Genomic DNA, 26972 nt, shown 5'->3' with positions numbered 1-26972 from the left:
TCGCATCCCCTACTTCGCCGGGAGGATGTGGCTGGAGGGAAGCTGATCGCCGCCGTGGCACGTCTGCGCGCAGTTGCCGAACTTGTTCACGGCGCCGCGCTGCTTGAAGGCGGTCTGGAAGTATTCGTCACCGTGCTGCGACGGGTGGCACGAACCGCACAGGGCCAGGCTGGGGCGCTCGGTGCTCTTGCGCGTCAGGTGGCAGACGGTGCAGTCCGCGCGGTCCGCCGGGTAGCGCGGCGAGTTCATGTGGATGCGGTGCACCATCTCCTGCGTACGGCCCACCGTGTCGGTGTCGTAGTGGTGGCACACCTTGCAGCTCTCGATGTGGTCCACCGACAGGCCGTGGCGCAGGTTGTCCAGCGAGTTCACGCCGCGGTGGCAGATCTGGCAGTTGCCCACGTTGCCCGGGTACGACGTCGCCTCGTCCTGGCCGACCTGGAAGAAGAACGGCGACAGCTTGGCGACGCGCTCGCCCATGGAGGCGCGGTTGAACTTCACCAGCGCCACGTAGGTGCCCGGCTGGGCGTCCGCGGGCAGCGTGAAGGTCTGACGCGTGGGCCACTTGAAGTCCGCGAGCCCCGGCGTCAGGCCGGTCAGCGTCGCGTCATCGATGAAGGCGAACGGGAACGGACGGGCCGCGAACTGCGGCTTGTCGCTCGGGTCACCCAGCACCTTGAAGTTCTGGATGGGGCCGGCGATGGCCACGTTGGAGATGGAGTCGTTCTCCATGACGGTGCCGATGACGTTCGGGACGAACGTCATGATGCCGTTGGACTGGTTGCTGATGATCTCCCGCGCGCTGGGCAGCAGATCCGCCGAGTGCAGGTGGTTGCCCGCGCTGTCGCGCAGGTCGACGTAGATGCTCACCGGCTCGCCGGGCTTGTAGAAGCTGCCCTCGGTCGGGGGCGCGAACGTCAGCCGCGAATCCAGGCCCGGGCTGCACTGCACGGGCTGGCCCGCGTCGTCGGTGCAGGTGGAGGGACGGTCTTCCGGGAGCACGTAGGTGACGGGGAAGAAGAACGGCCGGTTGGGCAGCTGGCTCCAGGTCGCCCGGAGCGCGCCGGGACCCGACAGGCGCGGGACACGCAGCACCTTGAAGGGGTTGGTGCTGCCCACCATGTCCACGCGCGCGACGGTGCGGTACGTGGCGGGCTGCGCCATGCCGCCCGCGATGCCCGTCACGGTGCCGGGGTCCCTGTCACCGGGGAAGCGCGGCGGCTTCAGGTTCTCCGAACGCCATGCGAAGCGCGAGTGGCCCGCGTAGGGCGACGACGCGAGCAGCTCCGAGCGCAGGTAGGTCTGGCTGGCGCGCGGGGTGCCCGCTTCGTCCAGCACCTCCACGGTGATGGTGTCGTCCGCCACCTTCTGCCAGTTCGCGTTGCCGAAGTGCACCTCGCGCGTCCAGCACTCCTCCACCGCGCCGGCGAGGCTGTAGAAGCTCCACTCGTCCTGGCCCTGGCTGACGTTGCCCCAGTCCAGGCCGGAGAACGCCGTCTGGGTCTTGATCCACGTCAGGGCGCCGCTCAGGTCCGTGGGGTTGGTGTGCTGGTTGACCACGGTCTCCGAAACGGAGAACTGGTTCAGGAAGTACTGGGTGTCCGCCAGGATCTGCAGCGTGCCCGTGGGCGGCGACAGCGTCAGCGGATCCTGACCGAGCGGCGTGATGCACATGCCCGGATACGCCGGGCCGGGCTTGCCGTCCGCCAGCACATTGGGCGTGCCGTTCCCCGCGACCATCTGGCCGTTGGGAAGAAAGGCGCAGCCGTTGATGTACTGGAGGCTCAGCCGGACCGCTCCGGAATTGAGGCCTTGATAGGGGTCGAACCGTTTGGCGCCGCGGCCGGTGGTGGAGCCCTCGTCGTCAGTGACCTTGAGGAGGTTGCACGACAGCAGGGGCACCACGAGGGCGCACCACGCGCTCTTGAGCAGGATTGAGCGGATCATGGAAGACGAGGCCGGGATCAGACAGGGGGGAGAAGGAACCAGGTGCTCTCACGCGCGGGCCCACACGTCCCGCCGGCCCACACGCCCCCCGTGCTTCGCGGCGCGAAGACGTGAAGCCCAGGGAAAGGTCGGGAGGAGAACACCTCATCGGACCGAACTGACCACATTATGAGAGTCCGCGCAATTCGCGGTCCACCGGCGTATCAGGTAGGGCTACAGCAGGAAGCTGGCGGACATCAGCAGGCAGAACACCAGCCCGAGTCCCGCCGTCTTTCCCAGGTGCGGGTTCAGCGCGCCGCCGTCCTCCGTCCAGATGGCCCGGATCTGCCTCGCCGCCAGGGGCAGCCCGCCCAGGGTAAGCAGAGACCCTGAGCGGTGTTCGGGGAGCAGCAGCCAGGCCAGGCCGGGCAGGAGGAACGCGCCGGCCACCGCCAGCGTGTACTCCCACTGCCCGAAGCGGCGGCCGAACCTCACGACGAGGGTGTTCTTGCCCACGACCCTGTCGGTATGCCGGTCGCGCAGGTTGTTCACCGCCAGGATGCCGGACGCGATGAGTCCCATGGACAGGCCCGCCAGCACGACCTCCCGCGTGACCTGGTGGGAGAGCACGACGTAGCTGCCGCACACCCCGGACAGGCCGAAGATGAGCAGCACCAGCACGTCCCCCAGGCCCAGGTAGCCCAGCGGCACGGGGCCCGCTGAATAGAGGACCGCGCCCGCGAGACAGAAGGCACCGCCCGCGAACACCTGCCAGCTTCCCTCCCAGGTCAGGAACAGCAGGGCCAGGAAGGAGCCGGTGAAGGCCAGGGCCGCGGCGTTCGCCACCTCACGCGCGCTCAACCAGCCCTTCTGCGTCACCCGCGCGGGGCCCAGTCGCGCGTCGGTGTCGGCGCCCCGTTCGAAGTCCGCGTAGTCGTTCACCAGGTTGCTGACGATCTGCATCAGCACGAAGCCGATCAGGAACGTGAAGGCTGGCACCGGCCTCCAGCTCCCCTCCGAGGAGGCGAAGGCCCATCCCAGCAGCGTGGGCGCGATGGAAGCGATGAGCGTCTTGGGGCGGAGGGCCAACCACCAGACGCGAGTCATGGACGGCGTCGCCTCCAGCAGCGCTGGAGACGTCGACGAAAGCTGTGGGTTCATGGAGAGGGAGGAAGCGGCGGGGGGCGGGTTGCTGCCTCACGATCCAAGCACAATATTCGCGTATCAGCAAAATCTTATAACATCCATTTCCGGCCCAGGGTCCGCCTGTCACATGCTTCATCCGGATGCGTCATCCGGCCTTCGCCGCAGGGCGGCGCCCTGGGAGCATGTGTCAAAACAAACCCGGAAAAGACATCCACCCGCCACGACCCAATATCTGCAATTCTACAAAAACAAGACAAGCTGGAATTTGTCGATGGCGGACTGATAGAAGGCGGCCATGAACCGAACCCCTTCCCTGCCCATGCGTTCCCCCTCACCCCTTTCGCGCCGGGGTGCCCTCGCGCTGCTAGGCGTGTTCGCGCTGGCGCTGGGCGCCTGTAGCGACGCCACGCCCATCGCCGAGGCGCGCGACCAGGGGACCGGGGCGGAAGTGACGGTGGAGGGCTACGTGTCCATGCAGCCCGGCGCGTTCGTCTCCGCGCTGGGGGATGAAGGCTTCGCGCTGCAGGACGATACGGGCGGCATCTACGTCAAGCTGGATCCGAAGCAGTCCTTCGGTCTGGGCGCGCACGTGCGCGTCAGCGGCACGCTGGATGAGCAGAACCAGTTGCGCATCCTCAAGGCCGTGGCCGGGGACGTGAAGCTGCTCTCCGGAACGAAGCAGGTGTCCGCCGCGGAAGTGACCACCGGCGGCGTGAACGAGTCCGTGGAGGGCGAACTCATCAGCGTCACCGGCGCCATCACCCAGGCGTTCCAGGACGACTCGCCCTACGGCTACAAGCTCTACATCAACGATGGGAGCGGCGAGGTGCAGGTGTTCGTGCACGTTTCGGCCGGCTTCGACAAGGCGGCGCTGCAGGCGCTCACCGTGGGGCAGCGGCTGCGCGTGGTGGGCCTGGCCGCGCAGTACGAGACCACGTACGAGGTGGCACCCCGCGCGCCGTCCGACCTGAGCGTCGTCCCATAGCGCACCCCACCCTCCGCTTCCGGAGGTCCTGACACACCCGGTGCCAGTTCCGGGTCGGGCGGGGCGTTGGCTTTCGTGCATTCGCCGTGGAGGGCTCCTCCCGGCGTATCCACTCGCCAACGCGTGCCTGTCGGGCGAACAGGCGGGCAGGTCCCAACCGTACCGGCAGTGCCAATCCATCGGGGTCCCTGGCGGACGAACGAGGGCTGGCATGGACGCACTTCGAGGAACAGCGGTGGTCTTGTTCGCATGCGCGAGCGTGCTCGGGCCGGGCGCCGCATGGGCCCAGGCTCCGGGTGAGGACGACTCCGGCGACATGATGTCGGAGGAGAAGCTGGAGGCCCTGCTCGACACGCCCAGCGCGCAGCCGTCGCAGGACGAGCTGACGGCGGAGGCGTTCGGACCGGAGAAGCTGACCTCGTACTTCGCCGAAGGGCTGTTGGCCCGCGCGCGGGCGGAGTTCGACCGGGGCCGGTACAAGTCCGCGCGGGCCCTGCTCGCGACCGAAGCGCCCCCTTCCCTTCCCGGCCGCTACCTCCAGGCCCAGAGCGCGTTCCTCGCGCGGGACTACACCACCGCGGCCGAGGAGTTCACGGCGCTCGCGGAGGACTACACGCCGCTGCGCGACCACTGCCTGATGCGGGCCGCGCAGTCCCATGAGCGCCTGCGCAAGCCGCTGCGCGCGGCGGAGCAGTACGGCGCCGTGTCCTCGAACTCCCCGCTCTACCCGGACGCCCGCTTCGCCATGGCGAGCGTGCTCAAGCGACAACTGCGCATCCCGGAAGCGCTGACCGCGCTGCAGGAGTTCATCGACAACCGGCAGGCGCGTGGACCGGACGCGCTCCGGATGAAGGCCCTGCTGGCGTACTGCGACCTGGCTCGCGCGGCGGGCCAGTACAACGCCGAGCACCGCGCGCTGCTGGAGGTCTGGGCCACCGCGCCAATGTCGCCCGCGGCGGACCGCGCTCGGGCGATGCTGAGGGATCTGCCCCTGCCCATGAAGTGGCGGGTGCGCCGGGCCGAAGCGCTGGTGGAGGTGCACCAGAACCTGGCGGCCATGACGCTCCTGTCCCGTTCGGGTCCGCGCACGGAGCTCCCGGATGAGCTGGCCTGCCGCGCCCAGCTCACCCTGGGCCGCGCCCTGCGCAAGGAGCGCCAGCACCGCCGCGCCATCCAGGTGCTGGAGCCGGTGGCGCGCGAGTGCCAGTCGCCCGAACAGCGCCCCCAGGCGCTCTACCTTCTGGCGTACTCACAGTCGGTGGTGCACCCCGAGGCGGCCGTGGAGACGTACGCCACGCTGGCGAAGGACTACCCGGAGCACGGCTACGCGGACGACGCGCTGTTCTTCGAGGCCTGGACGCAGCAGCGCCTGGGCCAGGCGGACGACGCGCTCAAGAACTACGAGGCGCTGGCGAAGCGTTACCCCGCCGGCAACTTCGCCGCCGAGGCCCTGTTCCGCGCCTTCTGGCTGCACTCGCGCAAGGGTGAGACGCAGCAGGGCCTGGCGTCGCTGATGGCGGTGGAACAGCTTCCGGAGACCGCGCGCACCGACGACGCCCTCTGGCGCGCGCGCTACTGGCAGGCCCGCGTCCAGGAGACCGGCGGGGCGAAGGAGGAGGCGCTGTCGCGCTACGAGCTCATCGCCACCGAGCGCCCCACCGCGTGGTACGGCCTGCTGTCCCGGACGCGGCTCGCGCAGCAAGCCCCGGAGCGGATCGCCCGCTTGTCAGAGGCCTCCGCCGCCCCTGCGGTGACGAAGGCGGTCTCGAACGTGCCGACCCAGGTCCCCGGCTCCGACGAGGTCTGGCCCCTGCCTCCCGGCCCGCTCCAGAAGGATGCCCGCTTCGCCGCGGGCGTGGAGTTGCTGCGCCTGGGCCAGCCGGGCGTGGTGGAGGAACTGCTCGCGGTGGACACGCGCGGCCTCGCGGAAGCGCCCGCGCGGCTGCTCTACCAGACGATGCGCCGCACCGGCCGGGGTCGGGCCACGCGGCAGGTGGCGCGCGTGTCGCTGCGCCAGGAAGCCTCCGGGCCCCTGAGCGCCGCGTCGCGGCCGGTGTGGGAGGCCACGTGGCCGCTCGCGTTCCGTCCGCTCATCCAGAGCCATTCGCGCTCGGCGCGCGTGGATCCGGACCTCCTGCAGGGACTCATCCGCGAGGAGAGCCGCTTCAACCCACGCGCCCGCTCCTCCACCGGGGCGTTGGGGCTCGCGCAGCTCATGCCCGCGACGGCGCGGCAGGTGGCGGAGTCCCTGAAGATGACCGGCGTGGACGAGGCGTCCCTGCTCCAGCCCGGGCAGAACATCCGCCTGGGCGCCGCCTACCTGGGCCAGCTCCTCAAGCACTTCGATGGCAACCCCGCCTACGCGGTGGCCGCCTACAACGCGGGCCCGGCGGCGGTGGAGCGCTGGCGCCGCGCCCTGCCCCAGGCGGAGCTGGACGAGTGGGTGGAGCACATCGCCTTCGAGGAGACCCGCGACTACGTCAAGCGCGTGCTCGGCAGCTACAGCGCCTACAAGCTGCTCTACGCGAATGAGGTCCCCACCACCTTCCAGCCCGCGCGCAAGGTCCCGCTGGAGGCCGCGCGCGTGCCGAAGGTGAGCCCAGCGACGGGCACCGGCGGCAGCGGCAGGAACGTGGCGACGCCGACCTCCTCCATCTCCGGGGGGCGGTAGGGCTTCCGGCCGGGAGCCCTGCCTCCCGGCCCTTCGCATCGCGGTCCGCGCCACCACGCGGCGAGGTCCGCGTGGACGCGCCCATCACCCACGAGGGCGCGCTCACGCCGGACAGCCGCTTGCGGAGCTACGGGATGATCCGCTGCGCGACCGCGCTGGTCATGATCAGCGAGGCCCGCGTGGACGCGCTCATCACCGACGCGGGCGCGCTCACGCTGAGCGGCTGCTGGCGGAAGAAGTCCGTCTCCCGCTGCGCGAACTCCATGATGTTGCTGATGGTCGCGGGCCGGTTCAGCAGCTCCCGCTGGGACTCGTAGAAGTCGCCCACCTGGCCGGCGGCGACCTCGCGGCCCGCGGCCTGTCCCGCGCGTCCGTTCTCCGCGGCGCGTTCGAGCAGGCCGGGCTGGGCCGCGGCCATTCCCGGAACGGCCAGGGTCGCGGCGCTCGGCGCGGCGCCCATCCCGTAGCCCACCGCGCCCAGCGTCTGCATGGCGCCGGACAGCAGCGGACGGATGGCCGCGCCCACGGAGCCCGGAGGACTCTGCCGCGTCACCTCCAGGGCCCGCTCACGCTGTCCCAGGGGCCGAGGGCCTTCCGTGCCCGTGAGGTCCACCGGCGGAGGAGCTCCGGGCGGCTCGAAGCCGTCCTGCTGGAGCGCCACCTGCTGATCCGTCGGGACGGATGCGGACGCGGGGGGGACGGACGCCGCGGGGCGGGCCTCCGCCACGTCCTCCGCTGGATTGGAAACAGGGCGGGTGACGCCCCGGCTGCCGACAGGACCGATGTTTCCCATGGCCCCCGAGGCTACCACGGCGTCCCCTCGACACCGGACGGAATGAACGTCCCGTCCGGCGCCTGGAGGGGTGTGGCGGGAGGTGCTACTTCGCGCCTTCGGGCTGCGTGATGGACTCGGAACGGATGATCAGCTCGCTGGCCACCGCGTTCACGTCGATGCCCGTGAAGTGACGGTACGGGTAGGCGCCATCCGCGATGGTCTCCACGAACTCCACCTCGTCACCGACGACGGGCTTGCCATTCACGTCCACCGTGAAGGTGTTCTTCACCGCGCCCACGCGCCACACGCACGCGCCCACGTCCGACGCCGCGCGCTTCGACAGGCCGTCGATGTCGTAGTCGTTCAGGAAGTGCTGGTGCATTTCCGCCCAGCGGAGGAAGTCCCGCCAGTTGGTGAAGACGATCTGCATGCCGGCCGGCTGGGGAGAAGAGCCCTGGAGCACGCCGCCCAGATAGACGTTCATCGAGTAGCGCGAACCGCCCGGCGAGCCCGTGAACGTGGGCGTCATGATGGCCGTGTTCGCCTCGCGACCCGGGGTGATCTTCAGCGTGCTGACCACCTGATCCCCGTCACGCGCGGCCAGTTGCAGGCCGCCGTTCGCGCCCAGGCTCACCGCGCTGCGCTGCTCCCACTTCACCGCCTTCGTGAAGGTGCTGGCGACACCGTCCGCCTTCGTCGCGAGACCGGAGACCAACAGGCCCTCCTTCCCGGACGCAAGCTTCGCCCTGCCCAGCGCGCAGCTCTTGATGCCTTCGAACTGCTTGATGCACTGGGACTCCGCAGCGGACTCCTGAGCGTTCAGCGAACCGGAGGTCTGGGTGTCGTCGGCGCCGCCAGCGCAGCCCGCCATGCTCAGCAGCATGGAAGCCAGCAGGGTGCCCGTCATCTTCAGGTGCATGCACTACCTCGTCGTGGGGTGGACTGCACCGCCCACCCCTGCACCGCTTGCGCCAACACCCCGAGAATGTCTGTCTTCACTCGTGTGTTTCATGAAATGAGAAACCAGGAGTAGCACCGGGCGTCACATGAAACAGCGGATTTGTAGCAAGGCGGGTCACACGGGGTGACGGCGCGGGCAGCAGGCTGACGCGAACCTGAAACCTGGATTCAAGGAATGGGCCGCGACGGCGCGGGAAGATGCCGCGGCGCACAACTTATGACCGGCTCGGTCGGATAATCTGGGGAGCGCGGTTCCTCCCCTGGACTCCCCCACCATGGCCACGAAGATTCCCGACAGCCCCCGCCCCCTCGCGTCCGTCTCGCGGCTGTCCACGCAGGACGCCCGGGGCCCGCAGACGCAGGCCAAGAACCGCCCCATCTCCTTCAAGGACGGCTTCGAGTCGTCCGGTGCGCGTCCCGGCTCCACCCTGCCCCGCCTGCCCGCGCCGCCTCCGGTGCTGTCGCTGCCGGCGCCCACCACCCCCGCGCCCACCACCCCGGCGCCGCTGCCTCCGACGGACCCGTCCAAGCCCACCGAGCCGCCCGTCTCCTCGGACTCGGATCCGATGAAGTACCTCGAGTACCTGGCCTCCGATGAACTCAAGGGCCGCAACAGCCCTTCGGAAGGCCTGGACCTGGCGTCCGCCTACGTGCAGGAGCACGTGAAGAAGTACGGCCTCGTGGGCCCGAACTCGAACAACCCGGAGAACCCCTTCCAGCAGAAGTTCAACGTCTTCTCCTTCGCGGGCGCGCAGGCGGAGGGCGCGGCGCACGGCGCGGCGCACGGGGCGCACAAGGAGTTCGGGCACAAGACGTTCGAAGAGGGCTTCTACCTGGACGACAAGATGCCCAAGGACACGCTGGCGCTGCTCAACCGCCAGTACGAGTCCACGATGAAGGCCTCCGGGCAGGCACTGGTGCCGGCCCGTTCCGGGACGCAGCGCAGCGTGGAGGAATTGCGGCAGGTGGCCACGGCGACGGGACAGGCCGTGAACACGATGGCGATGCTGCCCGGCACCGGCCCGCACAAGGACGAGGTCATCGTGGTGATGGCCCACCTGGACCACGTGGGCGTGGACCGTCAGGGCAAGGCGTACAACGGCGCGGACGACAACGCGTCCGGCAGCGCGGTGCTGATGGCGGCGGTGCCGGAGCTGGCGGAGGCCCAGAAGCGCGGCGAGCTGGATCGCTCCATCCTGTTCATCTGGACGGGCGCGGAGGAGAAGGGGCTCGTGGGTTCGCAGTACTTCGTGGACCACCCCATCCCCGGCCTGGAGCTGAAGAACATCGCCGGCGTCATCAACACGGACATGGTGGGTCGCTGGGATGATCAGCGCCTGTCCGTCGTGGACACCAACACCAAGGGTCAGCCCAACTACTTCCGGGACGTCGTGGACCAGGCGAACCAGCAACTGGCGGATCCGTTCGACCGCATCAACCGCGACATCAACGTGTACCGCGACCGCCAGGACGGCGCGTCCTTTGGCCGCAAGGGCGAGGACGTGCTCTTCCTCTTCGAGGGCCTGTCCAACCCCAACGGCGGCGGCGACCTCATCCCCGAGTACCACCGGCAGGATGACGACATCGACAAGATCATCGAGGACAACGGTGGCGAGAAGCCGCGCCGCGTGAAGGACCTGATGGTCAACGTCATCAACATCGCGGCCAACCGCACGACCGAGCCGGCCGAGCCGAAGAAGCCGTGATTAGACTGGGAGGATGAGCGCGCCCCTCCCGGAAATCGACGTCGCGCTCGGAAGCCTGACGGACGGCTCCGAGCGCGTGCTGGTCAACGCCTCCAACACGAACGTGCAGCTGGGCTCCGGGGTCTCCCGGGCCATCCGGCTCGCGTGTGGCCCCGACTACCAGGAGCACATCACCGAGGCCCTCCAGGCCCGCTTCCGCGGACCCATGGATCCGGGACAGGTGCTGGTGACGGATGCGGGTGAACACCCGAGGGCGAAGTCGGTCGCGCACGTGGCGGTGATGGACTACCGCCACGGGCTGTCCGCGAACTCCGCGCCAAGCCTCGCGCGCATCCAGGTCTGCTGCGTGAACCTGTGGAACGCGCTGGAGTCGCTCCCGGACGACGGCACGCCGCTCTCCGTGGCCATGGTGGCGCTGGGCGCGGGCACCGGCGGGTTGGGCGTGAACGACCCCGTGCGACTGGCGTGCACGACGCTGAAGACCCACCTGTCCGCCCGGGAGGACTCACGCATCGGGCGGGTGGTGTTCTACGGCTTCGAGCTGCCCCAGTACCTCAACATCCTGGAGGTGGTGACGCAGCACTTCGCCCTGCCGGAAGAAGCCCTTCCGGCAGAGGTGCGCGAGTACCTGGCGCGCAAGCGGGCAGCCGAGCCGGGCGAGCCCGGCAGCGGGCCGTGAAGCTAGGCCGCCAGCTCTTCGCCGGAAGCCGGCGCGGACGCGGGCGCCTTGGCCTTCGCGGTCGAAGCGGCGAGCGCTTCCACCTCATGCTCGCTCAGCACGAGCTTCGCTTCGGAGCCGAGCCAGACGAACGGGATGCCCGGCTGACGGTACAGGTGCGCGGGGATGTCGCGGGCCAGCTGCGCGTGCAGCTCCGGCAGCTTGGACCAGTGCAGGCCGTGCCGTGAGTGGTGCGCGGTGTGGTAGCCCAGGTTGCCCGTCATCAGGTTGTAGCCCCGGTGAAGGATGTTGTACGAGGCCTCGGCGTGCACCGCCGTGTTCAGGTCCACGTGGTGGAAGAAGGTCGCCCACACCGTGACGAAGAGCGACGCCACCATGGGCAGCAGGAAGACGAACAGCGCGTTGTAGGGGTTCACCCAGAACAGGCCGGCGAGCAACACCACCTGGAGCGCGGCCATCGCCACGAACAGGCGCAGCGCCTTCGGGTGGTGCTTGCGGCCCACTTCGTACGAGCGCGGGTACGCGGTGAGCATCGTCTTCAGCGAGTACTCCATCTCCCCCATCGTCGTGCCGTCATCGCGCTTCCAGCGGGACTCGTCCTTCGTCTGGTCCAGGTAGTTGCGGTGGTGGCCCACGACGTGGTGGAGGAACCACGCCTGCGACGTCACGCCCGTCTGGAACGCGAAGATGATCTCCAGGAGGCGGTTGGGAATCGCGTGCCGGAACATCGTCAGGTGCTGGTGGTGGTGGTTCCAGGAGCAGATCCACCCCTTGGGGATGATGCCCAGGCCGAACCACAACACGGGGAACCACCAGCTCTTCGCCGTGAGAAACACCGTCACATCGAGCGCGAACACGCACGCGAACAACAGGACCGGGATGCGATCTTCAGGGTGCCGGAACAGGGTCATGCGCCTTCCGCGACAAGAGGGACCAGGGACGAATTGCCGATTTTCCAACTGTAGGACGTGGAGCCCCATCCGGAACAGGCCCCTGCGTCATCCTCTTCCGGGAGAAGCGCGCCCGCCGGGCAAGCCGGCGCGGTCGTCCCCAACCCTCTGGAATCCGTGAAGTTCTACACGGAACACTGGCGAAACTCCGAAAGTAGGGTAGTCACGCCGCGTCACGGGAGGGCAACACCCTCGCGCAACCACCTCCCGCGGCGGACCGCGCCTGTCGCTCCAGGCGCCGAGGGAATCCCATGCTCGAAAAGCTGATGCCGAAGTCGGATGAGTTCTTCGACGACTTCGACGCCCAATGCGCTCGCACGGTCGAAGGCGCCAAGATCCTCCATGAGCTCCTGAGCGACTACCGGGACGTGCCCGCGCGCGTCCAGGCCCTCAAGGACGTGGAGCACCGAGGCGACGACGTCACGCACACGGCCTTCAACCGGCTGCACCAGCAGTTCATCACCCCGTTTGATCGCACGCAGATCCACTCGCTGCTGTCGCGCATCGACGACGTGTTGGACCTGACGAACGCGGCCGCCGCTCGCCTGCTGTACTACGAGATCGACTCCACCCGGACGGACGCCGCGGAGCTGGCGCGCCTGCTGGTGCTCTCCACCCTGAAGGTGCAGGAGGTCGTCGCGGCCCTGCGCCTCATCAAGAAGCCGGAGCAGATCCTCGCCGGCTGCAAGGAGATCAAGAGCCTGGAGTCGCAGGCGGATGAAGTGCTGCGCTCCGGCATGAGCCGGCTGTTCAAGAGCGGCGTGGATACCCTGACCATCATCAAGTGGAAGGAGATCTACGACCTCATCGAGACCGCCACCGACAAGTGCCAGGGTGTCGCGAACGTCATCGAAGGCGTCGTGCTGGAGCACTCCTGAAATGCTGCTCGCCGCGGTCGTCCTCATTGTCATCGTCGCGCTGGTATTCGACTTCATCAACGGCTTCCACGACGCCGCGAACTCCATCGCCACCGTCGTCTCCACGCGCGTGCTGTCGCCGAACCTCGCCGTGGCCTGGGCCGCGTTCTTCAACTTCGTGGCCGCGTTCGCGGGCGGCGTCCATGTCGCCAACACCATGGGCAAGGGCATCATCAACTTCGAGATGCTCCGCGCCGCCGGCCCCAGCGCGGTGCTGATGGTCATCTTCTCCGCGCTCATGGGGGCCATCACCTGGAACCTGCTCACGTGGTGGTGGGGCCTGCCCTCGTCGTCGTCCCACGCGCTGGCGGGCGGGATGATTGGCGCCACGCTGCCGGTGCTGGGCTTCCAGGGCCTGGTGGGTTCGGGCATCGCGCGCATCGCGGCCTTCATCGTGCTGTCGCCGCTCATCGGCATGTTCCTGGGCATCACGATGATGGTCATCAGCACCTGGACGGTGCACAAGCAGACGCCCCTGCGCGTGGACACCTGGTTCCGCAGGCTCCAACTGGTGTCGTCCGCCATCTTCTCCTTCAGCCACGGCACCAATGACGCTCAGAAGGTGATGGGCATCATCGCGGTGGTGCTCTTCGGCACCATCTGGCGCGACCGCCCGTTCCACATCGACTGGTGGATGATCATCTCCTGCCACGCCGCCATCGCCATGGGCACCTTCTTCGGCGGCTGGCGCATCATCCGCACCATGGGCCACAGCCTCACGAAGCTCGCGCCCATTGGCGGCTTCAGCGCGGAGACCGGCGGCGGCGTCACCATCATCGCCCTGGCGGAGCTGGGCATCCCCGTCTCCACCACGCACACCATCACCGGCGCCATCGTCGGCGTGGGTTCCACGCGCGGCTGGCGCGCGGTGAAGTGGGGCACCGCCGGACGCATCATCTGGGCGTGGGTGTTCACCATCCCCGCCGCCGCGTTCGTGTCCGTCCTCGTCTACGGCCTCACGCTGGCCGTGGTCCGGCTGGTGGGCTGAGCGCGCGACTTCGCCCCAACGGGCGCTTCACTTCCAGGCGGGCTCCTCGTCCGGTGACATCCGGAACGAGGGGCCCGCTTCTTTTGCGTCGTGCCTCCTGAAACGAGGGGGGCGTCCGCCGCCACCGGAAGCACGCGGAGTGCGTCGTGTACGCGGGAGGTCCTTTACGGCCGCCAGGACTCCGGGTGATTCTTCGGACACGGAGGGGGACGCAGTCCTGCAGGTGTGTTCGTGAACGGGCGCGTGCCGTTCCTTCCGTGTCTTCTTCCGGAAAACGCACGCATGCGAATCGCCATCATCGCCACGTACACGCATCCGACCCGCCTGCGCATCAAGGAGCCTTCCATCATGCAGTCCTCCGTGCCGGAGCTGATCGCCGGCCTGTGCCCGGAGCACGCGGAGGTGGAGATCTTCAACGAGAAGGAAGCGGACATCCCGTTGGACCGGCACTGGGACCTGGTCTTCTTCTCGTACCTGCACTCGTACTACGAGCACACGAAGGTGCTCTCCACCCTCTTCCGCCAGCGCGGGATGACGACGGTGGCGGGCGGGCGTCACGCGGGCTACTTCCCCGACGACGCGTCCCAGTTCTTCGACGCGATCATCACCGGCGAGCCCGAGGCAAACGTGCCCGCGCTCGTCGCCGACTTCGAGAAGGGCGAGCTCCAGCCGCGCTACAGCCGCCCGTCCCTGGGCGCGTCCGCCATCCGGCCGTACCGCTACGAGCTCATCAACTTCGAGCACAACAAGGTGCGCCTGCCGGGCATCGAGGCGTCGCGCGGCTGCCCCTTCTCCTGCAACTTCTGCGTCCTCACCGGCAACGAGCGCTACCGCTTCCGGCCCATCCCCGCGGTCATCGATGAAATCCAGACGCGCATGCGCTGGAACCCGAACTTCATGGGGATGATGGACGACGCGTTCATCTTCCTGGACAACAACCTGGGCGGCTCGCCCAAGTACCTGCGCGAGCTGTGCGAAGCGCTCATCCCGCTGAAGAAGACGTGGGGCTGCGCGCTCACCTTCAACGTGCTCAAGGATGAGTCGCTGGTGAGGCTGATGGCGAAGGCGGGCTGCCGCTACGTCTACACCGGCCTGGAGTCGCTCAACCCGGACTCCATCAAGGCGATGAACAAGGGCCAGAACAAGCTGTCGGAAGTAGACGCTGTCATCCGCCGCGTCTTCTCCGCCGGCATCCTCTTGTCCTTCGGGCTCATCGTCGGCTCGGACGGCGACACCAACGAATACCTGCACCGGCTGCCGGAGTACCTGGCGGACCTGAAGTACTTCTCCGTCACCTTCCTGGGCATCGTGTGCCCGTACCCGGAGACGCCCTTCTTCCGCGAACTGCAGGCCGAGGACCGCCTGCTGCCCGGCACCACCAGCCGCGACTACGACGGCTACACGCTGTGCCACCGGCCCAAGCAACTGCACGCGTCGGAGGTGGTGGAGCACTTCCTGCGGCTGTGCCGCACGCTGGGCAGCCTGCCCAACATCGCGAAGCACTACGCGTCCAAGCTGATGATGAGCGACATGCCCCGCTACAAGCAGACCATCCTCTTCTCCGGCCCGGAGATCGTCAGCATCCGCAACCCGGTGAAGAACACGGCGCGCCGCTACATCGCGGGCCTGGACGCCATCGAGGACTGGGACGTGCGGGAGATGGCCCGGCTGGGACTGAAGCCCCAGCTCGTGACCTGAGACTTCAGCGCAAACGGGACGGCAGCCGCACGTCCCACGCGAGCCCCAGCGACTGGAGGGCCCGGATGAAGAGCCAGCCCGGGTCCCACTGCCACCACACCCAGCCGTGTCGCGCGGACGCGGGGAAGGCGTGGTGGTTGTTGTGCCAGCCTTCACCCAGCGCCAGCACGCTCACCCACCACACGTTGCGGCTCTTGTCGCGCGTGTCGTGGGCGCGGAAGCCGAACTTCGCGTGGCACACCGAGTTCACCGCGTAGGTGCTCTGCATCCAGCACACCACCGGCAGGAAGAAGTACGCGGGCACCGTGCGCCAGCCGAACGTCAGCCCCACGAAGAGCACCGCCAGCACCTGCGGCCCGATGCGGTAGCGCAGGAGCCAGTGGTAGTACCGGTCCCCCGCCATGTCGCGGCACCACGAGCGCCAGCCGTCGTCGTCGGTGGAGTCCTCGTTGAGGATCCACCCCATGTGCGCGTACCAGAAGCCGCGCTGGGGCGAGTGCACGTCCCCTTCCGCGTCCGCCTTCGCGTGGTGCAGCCGGTGCGTCGCGGCCCAGAGCAGCGGACTGCCCTGCGCCGTCAGCATGGCCACCGTCACCAGCGCGTACTCCACCCAGCGAGGACAGACGAAGGCGCGGTGACACAGCAGGCGGTGCAGCCCCACCGTCGTGCCCAGCCCGACGCTCACGTACACCGCCAGCCCCACCGGCAGCGCGTAGGGGGGCCAGGGCAACAAGAATGCCAGCGCGGCCAGGGCATGCACCACGAGCATGTATCCAACGATGACGGGACTGGCCTGGAAGCGGAGAGGAACGGAAGTCATGGCCCGGTGTAGGTTCAAGGAGGAAGGGGCCAGTGTAGGAGCCGGGCCTGACGGTACAAGCGCCCCTGCCGCGCTGACTGACGGTCCGCCTTATGCCTCACCCGAGGTGCGGGAGGCCTTCGCTCACATCACGCTCAGGTCTCGGCGTACCGCGTCGCGGAGCGGGGGGCGCGAGGTGGCGCCCGGCAGCAGCGCCTGCGCGGAGGCCTGGAGCCGGTCGATGCGGCGCAGCTCCGCGAGCGCCCCCACCTCCACGAAGATCTCCTTCGCGCGGGCCAGGAAGGCGTCCCGGCGGTGCGGCAGCGCCACCGCCGCGTCGAAGTAGGCCACGCCCGTCTCCCAGCGGTTGGGGCTTGCCTCCAGGATGGCGATGGCCTCCAGGAACACCGGCTCCGCGGCCTTCGGTCCCTTGCGCAGGCGCAGGGAGCGCGCCGTCACGCGCAGCGCCGGGCCCTTCAGGTACGGGTACAGCTTCGAAATCATCCGCGCCTTGATGCAGGCAAGCCGCACGATGCGCAGCAGCTTCTTGCGCGGCACCACCGTGGCGCCCTCCTCCAGCGCGAACAGGGCCGCCTCCGCCGCGTCCACCAGCCCCACCTGGAGGAAGGGCACCAGCACCTGATAGCTCCAGATGCTCTTGAAGCAGCGCACCGCCACGAACGCCGCCTCCTCCACCTGGTGCTCGCGCACGGTGACGTTGGCCAGGTGGTTGAGGCTCGCGCACTGGTTGGCCAGGTCCGCGACCTCTTCGCTGATGCGCAGGCCCTGCTCCATCTCCGCGCACAATTCGCCCACGTCGCCTTCGCCCAGCAGGTAGCGGCACATGGGCGCCCAGGAGTGCGCCCAGCCCTGGTGCATCAGCGCGTTGAGCTCCACGCCAATGGTCTTCATCTGCTCGTAGAGCTCTTCGGCCGTCTTGAAGCGCGAGCAGAGGAACTCACCCGTCGCCTGCATCATCAGGGACGTCTGGCGCTCCCAGCGCTCGCCCACCACGCGCAACGTGGAGACGGCCTGCTCCTGGAAGTCGCGCGAGCGCTTCAGCTCGTTGGCGAAGAAGGCCTGGATGCCCAGGCGGCTGAGCGCGAGCCCCTCCGCCACGGGGTCCTTCGAGCGCCGCGCGTACTCCAGCGCCCGCTCGCCATGGTGCCGCGAGCGCTTGAGCAGCCCCGCGCCGAACAGCAGCGTGGCGTAGTAGCCGCTGGCCATGCTCATGGCGTAGTCGCTGCGCGAGCGCTCCGCCATGTTGGTGGACACCAGCGTCGCCCAGGTGAGCTTGGTGATGTCCGCGAAGTAGTAGATGCGGATGAGCGAGTTGAGCGTGCTCAGCTGCTGGAGGTACTGCGGCAGGCGCGCCGCCGGAATGGGCCGGAGGATGAAGGGCAGCAGCGTGGCCAGCCCGCGCAGCAGCAGGTTGCCCAACGTGCGCAGGCCCAGCGCGGGCAGGTTGCGCGGCAGGCTGCGCCCCCGGAGGATGAGCGACTGCTCCAGGTGGTGCGTGGCGCGGCTGGACTCGCCCTTCTCCTGGTGCGCGCGGCCCAGGCCCAGGTGCAGCTCCGCCTGCTGGGGGACCTCCTCCTCGTCCACCAGGCACTGCTCGAACATGATGATGGCGGCGGCGTAGTTGCCCGCCTGGAGCAGCGTCTCCGCCAGCTCCTGCATCACCCGGCGCGTCTTGAGCAGCATCGCCTCCGGGTCCAACGGCACGACGGTGCCCAAGAGCTCCAGGCCCCGGTTGTAGTGGTAGAGCGCGTCGTCGTTGGCGTACTGGGCGCGCGCGCTGCGGGCCGCCATCAGCGTGTACTCCAGGCCCTTGTCCTCCACGTTGCCCGCGAGGAAGTGGAACGCCAGGAGACCCGCGGAGCCGACGAGGTTGTCGTTCGCGCGCGCTTCCAGGTAGCGCGCCAGCTTGCGGTGCAGATCCTCGCGCGCCGACACCAGCAGCGTGTTGTAGGCCACGTCGCGGATGACGATGTGCTTGAAGAGGCAGGTGTAGGGCTCCTCCGTCTCCAGCAGGATGAGGCCCAGGCGCGTCAGCGTGTCCACGGCCTCGCGCACCTTCGAGCTCACGAGCGAACCCGGCACCAGCGCCGACACCGCATCCAGCGTGAAGACGCGCCCGATGACGGACGCCACCTTCACCACCAGCTTCTCCGTCTCCGACAGCAGGTCGATGCGCGACAGCACCACGTCCTGGATGGAGTCCGGCAGCAGCAGGTCCTGGAGGCCGCGCTTCAGCTCCCTCCGCGTGGAGCCCGGCTCCGCCAGCCCCAGGTAGCCCTGCTCCGCCAGGCCGTCCACGATGGATTCGATGAAGAACGGGTTGCCCTGCACCTTCGCGAGCAGCCGCTCCTCCAGCGCGAGGTCCGGCGGCGACAGGCGCAGGTGCGCGCGCAGCATCTCGCGCGTGTCGTCGTCGTCCAGGCTGGACAGCTCCACGGGGCAGAACTCCGGCAGCTCGCGCAGCCCCCGGAGTTGATCGCCCGGACGCATCGTCGCCAGCACCATGATGCGGTGCGAGCCCAGGCGCACCGCGAGGTACTGGAGCAGATCCAGGGAGATGTTGTCCGCCCAGTGCAGGTCCTCGAAGAAGAGCAGCAGCGGCTGCGCGAGGCTGAGCTTCTCCAGGAGCTGGTGGACGATCTGGAACACCTTCTGCTGCTTGCGCCGCGCGTCCATGGACGCCGTGTCGGGCGTCTCCTCCAGCGCGATGCCGAGGATGCCCGCGACCACGGGGATCCACTCCGGCCCCACGTCCACCAGGCCGTCCAGCCCCTCCGACAGCCGCTCCATCTGCGTCGCGAGGTCGTCCGAGTCATGCAGCCCGAACGCCTGGAGCAGCACCTCCTTCCAGGGGAAGAAGGGGGTGAACATCTCGTAGGAGTAGCAGATGCCGTACAGCGCTCCGGCGCCGTTCTCCTCCGCGTCCTCCAGCACGCGCGCGCCCAGGCGCGACTTGCCGATGCCCGCTTCGCCGGACACCACGCACACCTTGCCCCGGCCCTTGAGCGACGCGTCCAGCGCTTCGTGCAGCACGGCCAGCTCACGCCTGCGGCCGATGATGTCGCCCCGCCCCTTGATGAAGAGGCTGCGGCGCGTCTCACCCAACAGCCGGTACACCGGCACCGTGCGGGAGACGCCCTTCAACTTCGCGTCCTCCACGAACTCGGTGGCGAAGCCGCCCTGCTGGAGCCGGCCCTGCGTGTTCGCGCAGATGTGCACGGAGCCGCCGCGCCCGTGCGTCATCAGGCGCGCCGCCATGTTCACGACCTCGCCCAGCGCCGAGTAGCCCTTGCGCCATGGCGAGCCCATGTCCCCGCAGTACGCGTGGCCGGTGGCGACGCCGATCTGCAAATCCCCGAGGAAGGGGAAGGCCTCACGCGACTTGAGCAGCTTGCAGGCCAGCCGGCACGCCAGCACTTCCTTGTTCTGCTGGGCGGTGGGCGCGCCGAACAGGACGTAGAGCACGTTGCCCTTGTCCGTGAAGTCCGTCATCAGCAGCACGCCGCCGTGGTGCGCGCTCTCCCGCTGGACGAACTCGTAGTAGGCGTTCAGGTCGCGCGTGAACGACGTGGCGTCCCCATCCGCGGGCGCGTGCGTGAAGCGCACGAAGAAGCAGGTGACGTCGCGGAAGTCTCCGGAGAACTCCTGGTGCGCGGTGGTGATCTTCGTGAAGAGCACCGGGTGCAGCAGCAGCGCGCACCGCCCTACCAGCTCCGAGCCTCCCGACGCCGCGGGCAGGGGCCGCTTGATGGACTCCACCGGCGCGTCCAGGGCCAGCCGGTGGTTGCCACCCGCACGCGCGTCGCCCTTGCGCGCGCCTTCCGGGAGCGAACTCCACGCGCGGGGGCTCAGGACGACCTCCGACACCGTGGCCTGCTTCTCCGCGCCCACCGCCTGCGCCAGGGGCTCGCCCACGAGCGCCGGGTGCATCCACAGGCCGGAGGCGCCCATCACGATGCGGTTCGACTCACCGAAGCCGATGCCGATGCGCGACGACACGCCGAAGCGCTGGCCCAACAGCTCCAGCCGGGCGAAGCGCGCGAGCCTGCGCTGCACGCCCAGCGCGCACACCGCGGCGCGCTGCACGACGTCCCCGTCCGCTTCCGCGGGCGCGGCCTCGAAGCACGCGAGGATGGAGTCGCCAGCGAACTGGTAGATGTCCCCGCCGTGGTCGCGGACGACGTCGATCATCTCCGTGTAGTAGTTCGTGAGCAGCCGCTGGAGCGCGTCGATGCCGCGAGGCCCCGCGCCGCTCAGCCCCACCACGATGGGCGTGAAGCCCGCGATGTCCAGCAGCAGGATGGCGCCGCGCACGGGCTCCACCCGGGGCAGCGCATCCGCCTCATGGGTCGCCAGACGCGCGAGGATGGCCGCCGGCATGTAGGGCGCCAGCGCCGCGACGACTGGATCGATGTGCTGCTCGGAGGGCATCCCGGGGCCTTGGACTCAGGACAGCGAGGCGTAGCGAAGCCACAGGGCCGCCACGCACACCGCTCCGTAGAGGGGAATCTCCGCCGTCTCCGTCCAGGGCTGCTGCTTCTTTATCGCGCCCCACACGTGCACGGCCGTCATCAGGAATCCAATGAGGCCGATGAGCTCGAAGATGACCAGGTGGCTCTTCGGATCCGGGATGAACTGCACCACCGCGATGATGACGGACAGCGCGAGGCCGCCCAGGCACCTCGCGAAGTAGACCGTCAGGTCGTTGTTCCCCGTGGGCAGCTCCCACCCGAACCAGCGCGCCCAGCGGAGCGGGACGAACAGCAACGGCAGTGCGTAGACGACCAGGAAGAGCGACGTGGAGAGCGCGAGAAACCAGCTGGCCAACGGATAGTCGGGGTTGATCATGGTGGCGAACGTGGCAACGGCTGGGCATCCGCTTGCTGGGCACACCCTGCCCCACGTTCGCATCCTAAATCTTTTCCCACCCCTTGGGGTGCCTTCCCCCAGCCCCCCGTCCGGGGTTGGCGGGTTGCTCGCTCCTGTAGGGGTTTGGCGGCCCCCTGCTACCGGGTGGCCGCCAGCATGAATTCCGCCACCCGCTCCAGGGAGGTGGTGCGTTCGGCCTCCGCCGGGAAGCGCCGGAAGCCCTCGGGTGGCCCGTGCAGGATGAGTGGCTTGCCATAGCGCAGCGCCAGGACGGCCTCCGCCGCGGTGCCCGCGCCCCCCGGCAGTGCCACCAGGGCGTGCGGCGTCAGCACGTTGATGTGGTTGCGGCTCATGGGGTCCGTGCCCTGCTCCCCGCTGAGCGGCAGGTGCGTGTAGATGGGCAGCTCGATGTCCGGGTTCGGGTAGCCGGCCCGGGGCTGGTACAGGCCCTCCGGTCCCACCGTGCCGGGGATGATGCCGATGGACGCCCCCCGCCGCCCCTCCACCTGGACGAAGGCCCCCGCCGCCGCGCTCATCACGCCGCCACCCGCCCCGGTGAGCAGGTCGAAGCCCGCCTCGGCGATCCACCGTGCCAGGGGGATGACCCACTCCTCATGGGCCTCCGTTCCGGAGCCGAACACTCCGATGATACGGCGGTGTCTGCGCATGTCTGCGTCCTCCCCGGATATCCGGAACACGTCTACGACCTATGTTCCATGCGAATCCCCAACCCGTGACGCAAGGGATCACGGACCGACGTACCGCCTGCGTCGCGTCCACCCGTGGAAGGTGCGCGGTCGGAGCGTTGGCCATCCATCGCCTACCCCGCCCGAAGCGCCTGTTCTGCTTCGCACGGCCCGTGATGTCGGACCCCTCCTCTACCTTCGTTGGGAGTGAGCCTGGAGGACGCCCATGTTCGATGCCTGTGGAGGTTGTGAACGCCGTGGCACCGCCGGTGAGGTGTTCGACTGGTGCGCCCACTGCGAGCTGTCCCTGTGCCCTGACTGCCTGCCGAAGGGCTGCTGCGGCGCCGTGCCCGCGGACTCCGGCCGGGGCGCGCCGCGCGAGCTGCCGGAACCGCCCGCGCAGGAACGGGAGCCCCTGCCGGAGCACTTCGGCGGCCGCTGCTGCACGCACGCGCGCGCGGTGGCGTGCTCCTGCGCCTTCCACTGGGTCTGCGTGCAGCACGGCGACCTGCACGTGGGCAAGCACGACTGAGGGCACCGCCCTTCCTGCGACCTGGAAGGACGGGACGCCTCCCGCCGCTTCCGGGCGTTGACAGCCGGGGGTCTCGTCCAGGACGGTCCCGGGGCGTCGGGCACTTCCGCCCGGACACATCACGGAGCAACGGCACCATGGGTCTCGCGGAACGGAAGGAGCTGGCGGCGTTCAGGGAAGAGTCCTTCGCGCCGAAGCTGGAGGAGCTGAGGGCGGCCGCGGGCGGCGCGGACCTCCAGGTCACCCTCGATGAGGCGAGCTTCACCTCCGTGGCCGCCATCCAGATGATCTCCAATGGCATCTTCGACCGCCTCATCGACGACCTGAAGGCCGTCTGCGGCGACACCATTGGGAAGGAGGCCGTGCGCGACGGCATCAAGACGGTGCACGTCATCCACAAGGAAGACCCCGGCTACACGCTCGAACTCTCGGGGGGCACCCTGACCCTCAAGGCGAAGGTGGACGGGTCGCTGGGCAGCGACCTTCCGGCCTACGGCGACTACAAGCGCTACCTGCTGCGGACGCTGTAGACGCAGGCGCAAGGGCGAAGGGGGGCCTCATGGAGGCAGCCCCTGACCCTCAGGGCCGGCGTACGGCTCAGGGCACGTCGAGCGCGACGCTCTGGCCCGGAACGGCCATCACCCAGCGGACGACGTCGGGCTTGCCGCCGCAGGTGACGCGCACCTCGAACTCGCGCCCGGCGGGCATCGAACTGACGAGCGGCGTCGCGCTCTCCAGCACCTGGGAGCCCAGCGCCACGCGGCAACCCGCGGGGCCGGTGACGCTGAGAATGCCCTTGGCGTCCGCCTGGGGAGCGGCATCCGCGAGCGTGCGCAGGTCGATGTGCTCCGCCTTCGACACCTTGCCGAAGCGGTGCAGCCGGCCATCCACGGCGGTGGAGATGAGCCACCCTCCCGGGTTCTCCGGCAGGGAGTGGTCCGCCGCGAGCAGCACGCCCGACACGTAGACGCGCTCGCCGGCCTGGGCGTTGCGCACCTCCACGCCTCCGCCGGGCAGCACGAACACCAGCGCCAGGCCCGCGAGGATCACACCGATTCCACCCACCACCAGCCCCTTGCGCTGACCGGGCGTCAGCCCCTTGCCGGACGCGGGAGGCGCTTCGGCGGCGGGCGGGGGACGCGAGGCCACCGGCGGGACCGGCGGCACGGCATGGACGGGCGGCGGCACTGGCGCCTTGTCCACGGCCGGGCGCACCGGCGAGGGCGCGATGGGGGCCTCGACAGGGGGCACGTGGGCCACGGGCGTCGGAGGCGCGGCCGCCAGGGGTGCCACGGAGGGCACCGCGACCGACGGGCGCACGGGCGGCTGCGGCATGGGCGCCACACGCGTGGGCACGTTGGCGGACGCCGGCGGACGCACCTGGGAGGGCGCCGGCAGCGGCGAGACGGGCGGCGGCGGCGGCGTGCCCGCGGGACGCGACGGCCGGGGGGCGGGCGCGGCGACCGGCGGCGGGCGCGGCGGCTCGGAGTGCACCGACACCACCTCGGTGCCCCGCTCCGCGTCCGGCGCGGCGACCGGCGGCGGCGGCCGCATTTCGGCCTCCATGCGCGGCATGCTGCCCGAGCCGCGTACGGGCGGCCGGGACAGGTCCGACGGAGCCCGCATGGCGCCCGAACCGGAGCCGGAGCTGGACCCCGGGCCCAGCGGCTTCGGGTGCGAGCCCGTGCCCGGCATCAGCGACCGGGGGTTGGAGCCCGTTCCCGAGCCGCTGGCGGTCGAAGGCGCGTACTCCACCAGCCGGTCCCCCAGCGTCTCCTTGAAGTACTGCGCCACCGACGCGGGCGACGAGGAGAGGCGGTGGTGGGTGATGACGGCTTCGATCTCCTCGCGCATCGCCGCCGCGGTGGGCGTGCGGCGCGCCGGGTCCTTCACCAGCGCGCGCAGGATGAGGTCGGACACGTCCTGGGGGATGTGCGGCCGCAGCTGCGAGGGCACCGGCGCGGGCTCACGCACGATGGCCGCGAGCGTGGCCGCGTCATGGTCGCGGCGGAACGGCAACTGTCCGGTGAGCAGTTCGAAGAGCACCACGCCCAGCGCGAACACGTCGTTGCGCCAGTCCAGCGGGCGGCCGCTGGCGGCCTCCGGGGAGAGATAGGAGATCTTCCCCTTGATGACGCCCGCCTGCGTCTGCTCCTCGCCCTGCACCTTCGCGATGCCGAAGTCGGACAGCTTGATGGCGCCGTCCAGCGACACCAGCACGTTGTGCGGGGACACGTCGCGGTGCACCACCGGGTGCGCCGTGCCGGAGGGGTCCACGTAGCTGTGCGCGTAGTGCAGGCCCGCGGCCACCTCCGCGACGATGCGCAGCGCGTGCTCCAGGGGCAGCGCCATGCCCTTGCGGCGCAGCTCCGTGAGCAGCCGCTTCAAGTCCGGGCCGCGCACGTACTCCATCAGGATGTACGCGACACCGTCCGTCACGCCCACGTCGAAGGTCTGGACGATGTTGGGGTGCGTGAGGCGCGCGTTGGCGCGGGCCTCCGCGAAGAGCATGTCGACGAACTCGGGGTTCTCCGCGAACTGCGCGAGGATCTTCTTCATCACCACGAACTTCTCGAAGCCCTTCACGCCCTGCTGCTTGGCGAGGAACACCTCCGCCATGCCGCCCTGCCCCAGCCGGCGGATGATCTGCACCCGGCCGCTGCCCTGCGAATGCACGTCCGTGGGCGACGTGTTCTTGCTGCCAGGGTCGGAGTTGGTGGCGCCGAAGAGGTACTGGCTGAGCGCGCGCTGCTCCAGCGCTTCGATGTCGTCGTGGGCCTTGTCGGTGAGCGGCGTACGCGCCAGCAGGCCCTGGAACTGCGCCAGCGCCGGAGCCCGGGCGTTGCCGCCGCAGATGGGGCACACGCGCTCCATGCTGCCCTTGGCGCGCAGCACCTCCAGGTACTCGGAGGTCTGGATGCGCTGGTGGGTGACCTGACCGCAGTTGCGGCAGTCGCACGGCAGCCACAGCGTGGCCAGCTTCACCGGCAGCGTCTTGGTGGACTTCGACAGCACGGCCAGCATCGGCGGCGGCACGCGGCAGAGCACCACCTGCGCGCCCTGTGCGGCGACTTCCAGCACCTGTTCGATGCGCGGCAGCGCTTCCGGCTCCACCGTGCTCACGTGGCAGCAGTCGAACGCGACGCGGCCCTCCAGGCCGGACGCGAGCCGGCGCACGTTGAGGTCGCCCTTCAGCACGCTGGCCAGGGTGATGAAGGTGATGTCGTCCTGGACGATCTTCAGGTGCGAGGAGAGTTCGGACGGCTCCGTCGGGATGCTGGAGCGCAGGTAGCGCAGCACCGCCGGGTCCACCGCGGAGAACTGCTGGCGGCGCGCGAAGTCGAAGAACTCCGTGGGCTCGTCCGCGAACTCCAACGGCTGCGAACACACCGGGCAGTGGTGCTCCGGGGCGCCCGCCTGATCCAACATCTTCGCCTCCTCCACCAGGCGGACCAGCCGCAGCCGGTCCTCCTTGCAGAAGCGGCAGGTGTAGGGCGCCAGCAGGGAGAGCACGCGCGCGACGCCCGCGAAGCCCTCCACCATGTTGAGCTGATCCACCACCACCGGCGGCGCGTTGATGACGTACAGCCCCGCCACGCCCTGCGGCGGGTGGCCCACGAACTCAATCCACCGGCGCACCCCGAAGGAGCTGATGCGCTCCACCAGGCCCAGGTCCACCACCACGAGGCCGGAGAGGCCCTTGGAGGACGGGGTGAGGGGGAAGGTTTCGTCGATCACCCCGGCCACGCGCACGTGCAGCAGGCTGCCCACGCGCAGGGAGGTGATGCTGGCATTGGAAGCTTGGCTCTCCACCCGCCTACCCTCGTTCCAGACAGAACAGCAGCGACTTGGGCTGCGCGGCCCTGCGGCGCGCATCCCCCAGGTCCACCCCACAGGCGAACTGCGTCTTCTGCCCTGGGATCACCCGCACCGCCACCGCGTCGCTGTGCTCCAGGATGCGCCGCAGGCCCAGGCCCGCGCCACCGCCGGAAGCGTCCACCTGCGCCTTCTCACCCCACGCCTTCACCACCCGCACCAGCGGGGACGTCGTCAGGCGGCCGAAGCGGTCCGTCGCCTCCAGCCACGCTCGGCCGTCCACCACCGCCCACGACAACAGGCAGCGATCCTCGTCCGCCACGCTCTGCACCTGTCCCCGTCGGTGGGCGTACTTCGGCTGCCCCGCGTCGTCCACCGGCGCGTCCAGCAGTGCGTTCACGCCGATTTCATGCACGACATCCGCGACCCGGCTGGCGGCCACCTTCGAGCCCCCCGACTGCATCACCGCTTCAGCCGCGCGTTCGCCCGCGGCTGTCACGTCCGCCACGCTGCCCAGCTCCTCGCGCGACACGGAAGCCTCCGGCGGCAGCAGCGCCCCGCCGCGAAGCAGCGCGCCCAACAGCCGCACCTCCCAGGGGGACGGCTGTCCCCCCGGATCCCGCGTGGCCAGCAGCAGCGCCGGAGGCCTGCGCTCCAGCAGCTCCGCGTGCGCGGGCGTGAGGCGCCCGTCGAAGAGCACCAACTGGGGCGCGGCGACATCGCCCCGCCCCAGCAACAGGCCGTCCCGCGCGAGCACCCCGGAGGCCTTGTCCAGCGCCTCCGGCGTCATCGACGTGTCCGGCGTCAACTTCAGGGGGGTGTCCTTCACGGGGGCAACGGTATCCAAC

General features: G+C 69.5%; 20 protein-coding genes. 9 read left to right on the top strand and 11 right to left on the bottom strand.

Features of this window, described 5'->3' with window-relative positions:
- Nucleotides 1–9: 9 nt before the first annotated feature.
- Nucleotides 10–1947, bottom strand: a complete 1938-nt coding sequence (locus tag OV208_RS40855) for a hypothetical protein (protein WP_267579397.1) — start codon at nucleotides 1945–1947, stop codon at nucleotides 10–12.
- A 213-nt stretch (nucleotides 1948–2160) separates the two neighbouring features.
- Nucleotides 2161–3033 (bottom strand): 1,4-dihydroxy-2-naphthoate octaprenyltransferase, encoded by an 873-nt coding sequence (menA, locus tag OV208_RS40850; protein WP_267579396.1) that lies wholly within the window; start codon nucleotides 3031–3033, stop codon nucleotides 2161–2163.
- Nucleotides 3034–3367: 334 nt separating this feature from the next.
- Here menA and OV208_RS40845 point away from each other — a divergent pair, with 334 nt between their 5' ends.
- Entirely contained in the window at nucleotides 3368–4057 is a 690-nt protein-coding gene (locus tag OV208_RS40845; protein ID WP_267579395.1) for a DNA-binding protein, read from the top strand.
- A gap of 211 nt (nucleotides 4058–4268) precedes the next feature.
- Nucleotides 4269–6728 carry a transglycosylase SLT domain-containing protein gene (locus OV208_RS40840; RefSeq protein WP_267579394.1) on the top strand — a complete coding sequence of 820 codons (2460 nt, stop codon included), beginning with the start codon at nucleotides 4269–4271 and terminating at the stop codon, nucleotides 6726–6728.
- Between the two features lie 127 nt (nucleotides 6729–6855).
- Here the strand turns inward: OV208_RS40840 and OV208_RS40835 are convergent, their stop codons facing one another.
- Both OV208_RS40835 and OV208_RS40830 read right to left on the bottom strand, forming a co-directional pair.
- A complete protein-coding gene (locus OV208_RS40835) occupies nucleotides 6856–7521 on the bottom strand; it encodes a hypothetical protein (RefSeq protein WP_267579393.1) in 666 nt (221 codons plus the stop codon).
- An 85-nt stretch (nucleotides 7522–7606) separates the two neighbouring features.
- A complete protein-coding gene (locus OV208_RS40830) occupies nucleotides 7607–8422 on the bottom strand; it encodes a hypothetical protein (protein ID WP_267579392.1) in 816 nt (271 codons plus the stop codon).
- Between the two features lie 316 nt (nucleotides 8423–8738).
- Between OV208_RS40830 and OV208_RS40825 the strand changes: the two genes are divergently transcribed.
- Both OV208_RS40825 and OV208_RS40820 read left to right on the top strand, forming a co-directional pair.
- Nucleotides 8739–10169, top strand: a complete 1431-nt coding sequence (locus OV208_RS40825) for a M28 family metallopeptidase (protein WP_267579391.1) — start codon at nucleotides 8739–8741, stop codon at nucleotides 10167–10169.
- Between the two features lie 13 nt (nucleotides 10170–10182).
- Nucleotides 10183–10848 (top strand): macro domain-containing protein, encoded by a 666-nt coding sequence (locus OV208_RS40820; RefSeq protein WP_267579390.1) that lies wholly within the window; start codon nucleotides 10183–10185, stop codon nucleotides 10846–10848.
- 2 nt (nucleotides 10849–10850) lie between these two features.
- On the opposite strand, the gene OV208_RS40815 is transcribed toward OV208_RS40820, so the two are convergent.
- Entirely contained in the window at nucleotides 10851–11759 is a 909-nt protein-coding gene (locus OV208_RS40815; RefSeq protein WP_267579389.1) for a fatty acid desaturase family protein, read from the bottom strand.
- 290 nt (nucleotides 11760–12049) lie between these two features.
- Between OV208_RS40815 and OV208_RS40810 the strand changes: the two genes are divergently transcribed.
- From OV208_RS40810 to OV208_RS40800, 3 genes are all read left to right on the top strand, one after another.
- Nucleotides 12050–12676, top strand: a complete 627-nt coding sequence (locus OV208_RS40810; protein ID WP_267579388.1) for a DUF47 domain-containing protein — start codon at nucleotides 12050–12052, stop codon at nucleotides 12674–12676.
- Nucleotide 12677: 1 nt separating this feature from the next.
- Nucleotides 12678–13703 (top strand): inorganic phosphate transporter, encoded by a 1026-nt coding sequence (locus tag OV208_RS40805; protein ID WP_267579387.1) that lies wholly within the window; start codon nucleotides 12678–12680, stop codon nucleotides 13701–13703.
- Nucleotides 13704–13985: 282 nt separating this feature from the next.
- The gene (locus OV208_RS40800) at nucleotides 13986–15401 is read left to right on the top strand and encodes a B12-binding domain-containing radical SAM protein (RefSeq protein ID WP_267579386.1); all 1416 of its coding nucleotides are present in this window, start codon (nucleotides 13986–13988) and stop codon (nucleotides 15399–15401) included.
- Between the two features lie 4 nt (nucleotides 15402–15405).
- On the opposite strand, the gene OV208_RS40795 is transcribed toward OV208_RS40800, so the two are convergent.
- The 4 genes from OV208_RS40795 to OV208_RS40780 form a co-directional block, all read right to left on the bottom strand.
- Nucleotides 15406–16221, bottom strand: a complete 816-nt coding sequence (locus OV208_RS40795; protein WP_267579385.1) for an acyl-CoA desaturase — start codon at nucleotides 16219–16221, stop codon at nucleotides 15406–15408.
- A gap of 123 nt (nucleotides 16222–16344) precedes the next feature.
- Nucleotides 16345–20652: an AAA family ATPase gene (locus tag OV208_RS40790; RefSeq protein WP_267579384.1), complete on the bottom strand. Its 4308-nt coding sequence runs from the start codon at nucleotides 20650–20652 to the stop codon at nucleotides 16345–16347.
- A gap of 15 nt (nucleotides 20653–20667) precedes the next feature.
- Nucleotides 20668–21069 carry a hypothetical protein gene (locus tag OV208_RS40785; protein ID WP_267579383.1) on the bottom strand — a complete coding sequence of 134 codons (402 nt, stop codon included), beginning with the start codon at nucleotides 21067–21069 and terminating at the stop codon, nucleotides 20668–20670.
- Nucleotides 21070–21227: 158 nt separating this feature from the next.
- Entirely contained in the window at nucleotides 21228–21758 is a 531-nt protein-coding gene (locus tag OV208_RS40780; RefSeq protein WP_267579382.1) for a molybdenum cofactor carrier protein, read from the bottom strand.
- 244 nt (nucleotides 21759–22002) lie between these two features.
- On the opposite strand from OV208_RS40780, the gene OV208_RS40775 reads away from it, so the two are divergent.
- On the top strand, nucleotides 22003–22308 hold the full coding sequence (locus tag OV208_RS40775; RefSeq protein WP_267579381.1) for a hypothetical protein: 306 nt from the start codon (nucleotides 22003–22005) through the stop codon (nucleotides 22306–22308).
- 137 nt (nucleotides 22309–22445) lie between these two features.
- A complete protein-coding gene (locus tag OV208_RS40770; RefSeq protein WP_267579380.1) occupies nucleotides 22446–22838 on the top strand; it encodes a hypothetical protein in 393 nt (130 codons plus the stop codon).
- Between the two features lie 67 nt (nucleotides 22839–22905).
- On the opposite strand, the gene OV208_RS40765 is transcribed toward OV208_RS40770, so the two are convergent.
- Both OV208_RS40765 and OV208_RS40760 read right to left on the bottom strand, forming a co-directional pair.
- Complete coding sequence (locus tag OV208_RS40765; protein ID WP_267579379.1) at nucleotides 22906–26121, bottom strand: serine/threonine-protein kinase; 3216 nt, start codon at nucleotides 26119–26121, stop codon at nucleotides 22906–22908.
- 4 nt (nucleotides 26122–26125) lie between these two features.
- Complete coding sequence (locus tag OV208_RS40760; protein WP_324291460.1) at nucleotides 26126–26953, bottom strand: hypothetical protein; 828 nt, start codon at nucleotides 26951–26953, stop codon at nucleotides 26126–26128.
- Between the last annotated feature and the right edge of the window lie 19 nt (nucleotides 26954–26972).

This window comes from Corallococcus sp. bb12-1 (genome assembly GCF_026626765.1).
GTDB lineage: Bacteria > Myxococcota > Myxococcia > Myxococcales > Myxococcaceae > Corallococcus > Corallococcus terminator.
The sequence above is the reverse complement of the archived record's forward strand: the minus strand, read 5'-3'. Positions and strand labels throughout refer to the sequence as shown.

Coding starts and splice junctions, on each gene's coding strand:
- OV208_RS40790 (WP_267579384.1), bottom strand. CDS start 20,652: ATGCCCTCCGAGCAGCACATCGATCCAGTCGTCGCGGCGCTGGCGCCC.
- OV208_RS40800 (WP_267579386.1), top strand. CDS start 13,986: ATGCGAATCGCCATCATCGCCACGTACACGCATCCGACCCGCCTGCGC.
- OV208_RS40825 (WP_267579391.1), top strand. CDS start 8,739: ATGGCCACGAAGATTCCCGACAGCCCCCGCCCCCTCGCGTCCGTCTCG.
- OV208_RS40805 (WP_267579387.1), top strand. CDS start 12,678: ATGCTGCTCGCCGCGGTCGTCCTCATTGTCATCGTCGCGCTGGTATTC.
- OV208_RS40830 (WP_267579392.1), bottom strand. CDS start 8,422: ATGCACCTGAAGATGACGGGCACCCTGCTGGCTTCCATGCTGCTGAGC.
- OV208_RS40785 (WP_267579383.1), bottom strand. CDS start 21,069: ATGATCAACCCCGACTATCCGTTGGCCAGCTGGTTTCTCGCGCTCTCC.
- OV208_RS40795 (WP_267579385.1), bottom strand. CDS start 16,221: ATGACTTCCGTTCCTCTCCGCTTCCAGGCCAGTCCCGTCATCGTTGGA.
- OV208_RS40855 (WP_267579397.1), bottom strand. CDS start 1,947: ATGATCCGCTCAATCCTGCTCAAGAGCGCGTGGTGCGCCCTCGTGGTG.
- OV208_RS40815 (WP_267579389.1), bottom strand. CDS start 11,759: ATGACCCTGTTCCGGCACCCTGAAGATCGCATCCCGGTCCTGTTGTTC.
- OV208_RS40810 (WP_267579388.1), top strand. CDS start 12,050: ATGCTCGAAAAGCTGATGCCGAAGTCGGATGAGTTCTTCGACGACTTC.
- OV208_RS40780 (WP_267579382.1), bottom strand. CDS start 21,758: ATGCGCAGACACCGCCGTATCATCGGAGTGTTCGGCTCCGGAACGGAG.
- OV208_RS40845 (WP_267579395.1), top strand. CDS start 3,368: ATGAACCGAACCCCTTCCCTGCCCATGCGTTCCCCCTCACCCCTTTCG.
- OV208_RS40820 (WP_267579390.1), top strand. CDS start 10,183: ATGAGCGCGCCCCTCCCGGAAATCGACGTCGCGCTCGGAAGCCTGACG.
- OV208_RS40770 (WP_267579380.1), top strand. CDS start 22,446: ATGGGTCTCGCGGAACGGAAGGAGCTGGCGGCGTTCAGGGAAGAGTCC.
- OV208_RS40775 (WP_267579381.1), top strand. CDS start 22,003: ATGTTCGATGCCTGTGGAGGTTGTGAACGCCGTGGCACCGCCGGTGAG.
- OV208_RS40835 (WP_267579393.1), bottom strand. CDS start 7,521: ATGGGAAACATCGGTCCTGTCGGCAGCCGGGGCGTCACCCGCCCTGTT.
- menA (WP_267579396.1), bottom strand. CDS start 3,033: ATGACTCGCGTCTGGTGGTTGGCCCTCCGCCCCAAGACGCTCATCGCT.
- OV208_RS40840 (WP_267579394.1), top strand. CDS start 4,269: ATGGACGCACTTCGAGGAACAGCGGTGGTCTTGTTCGCATGCGCGAGC.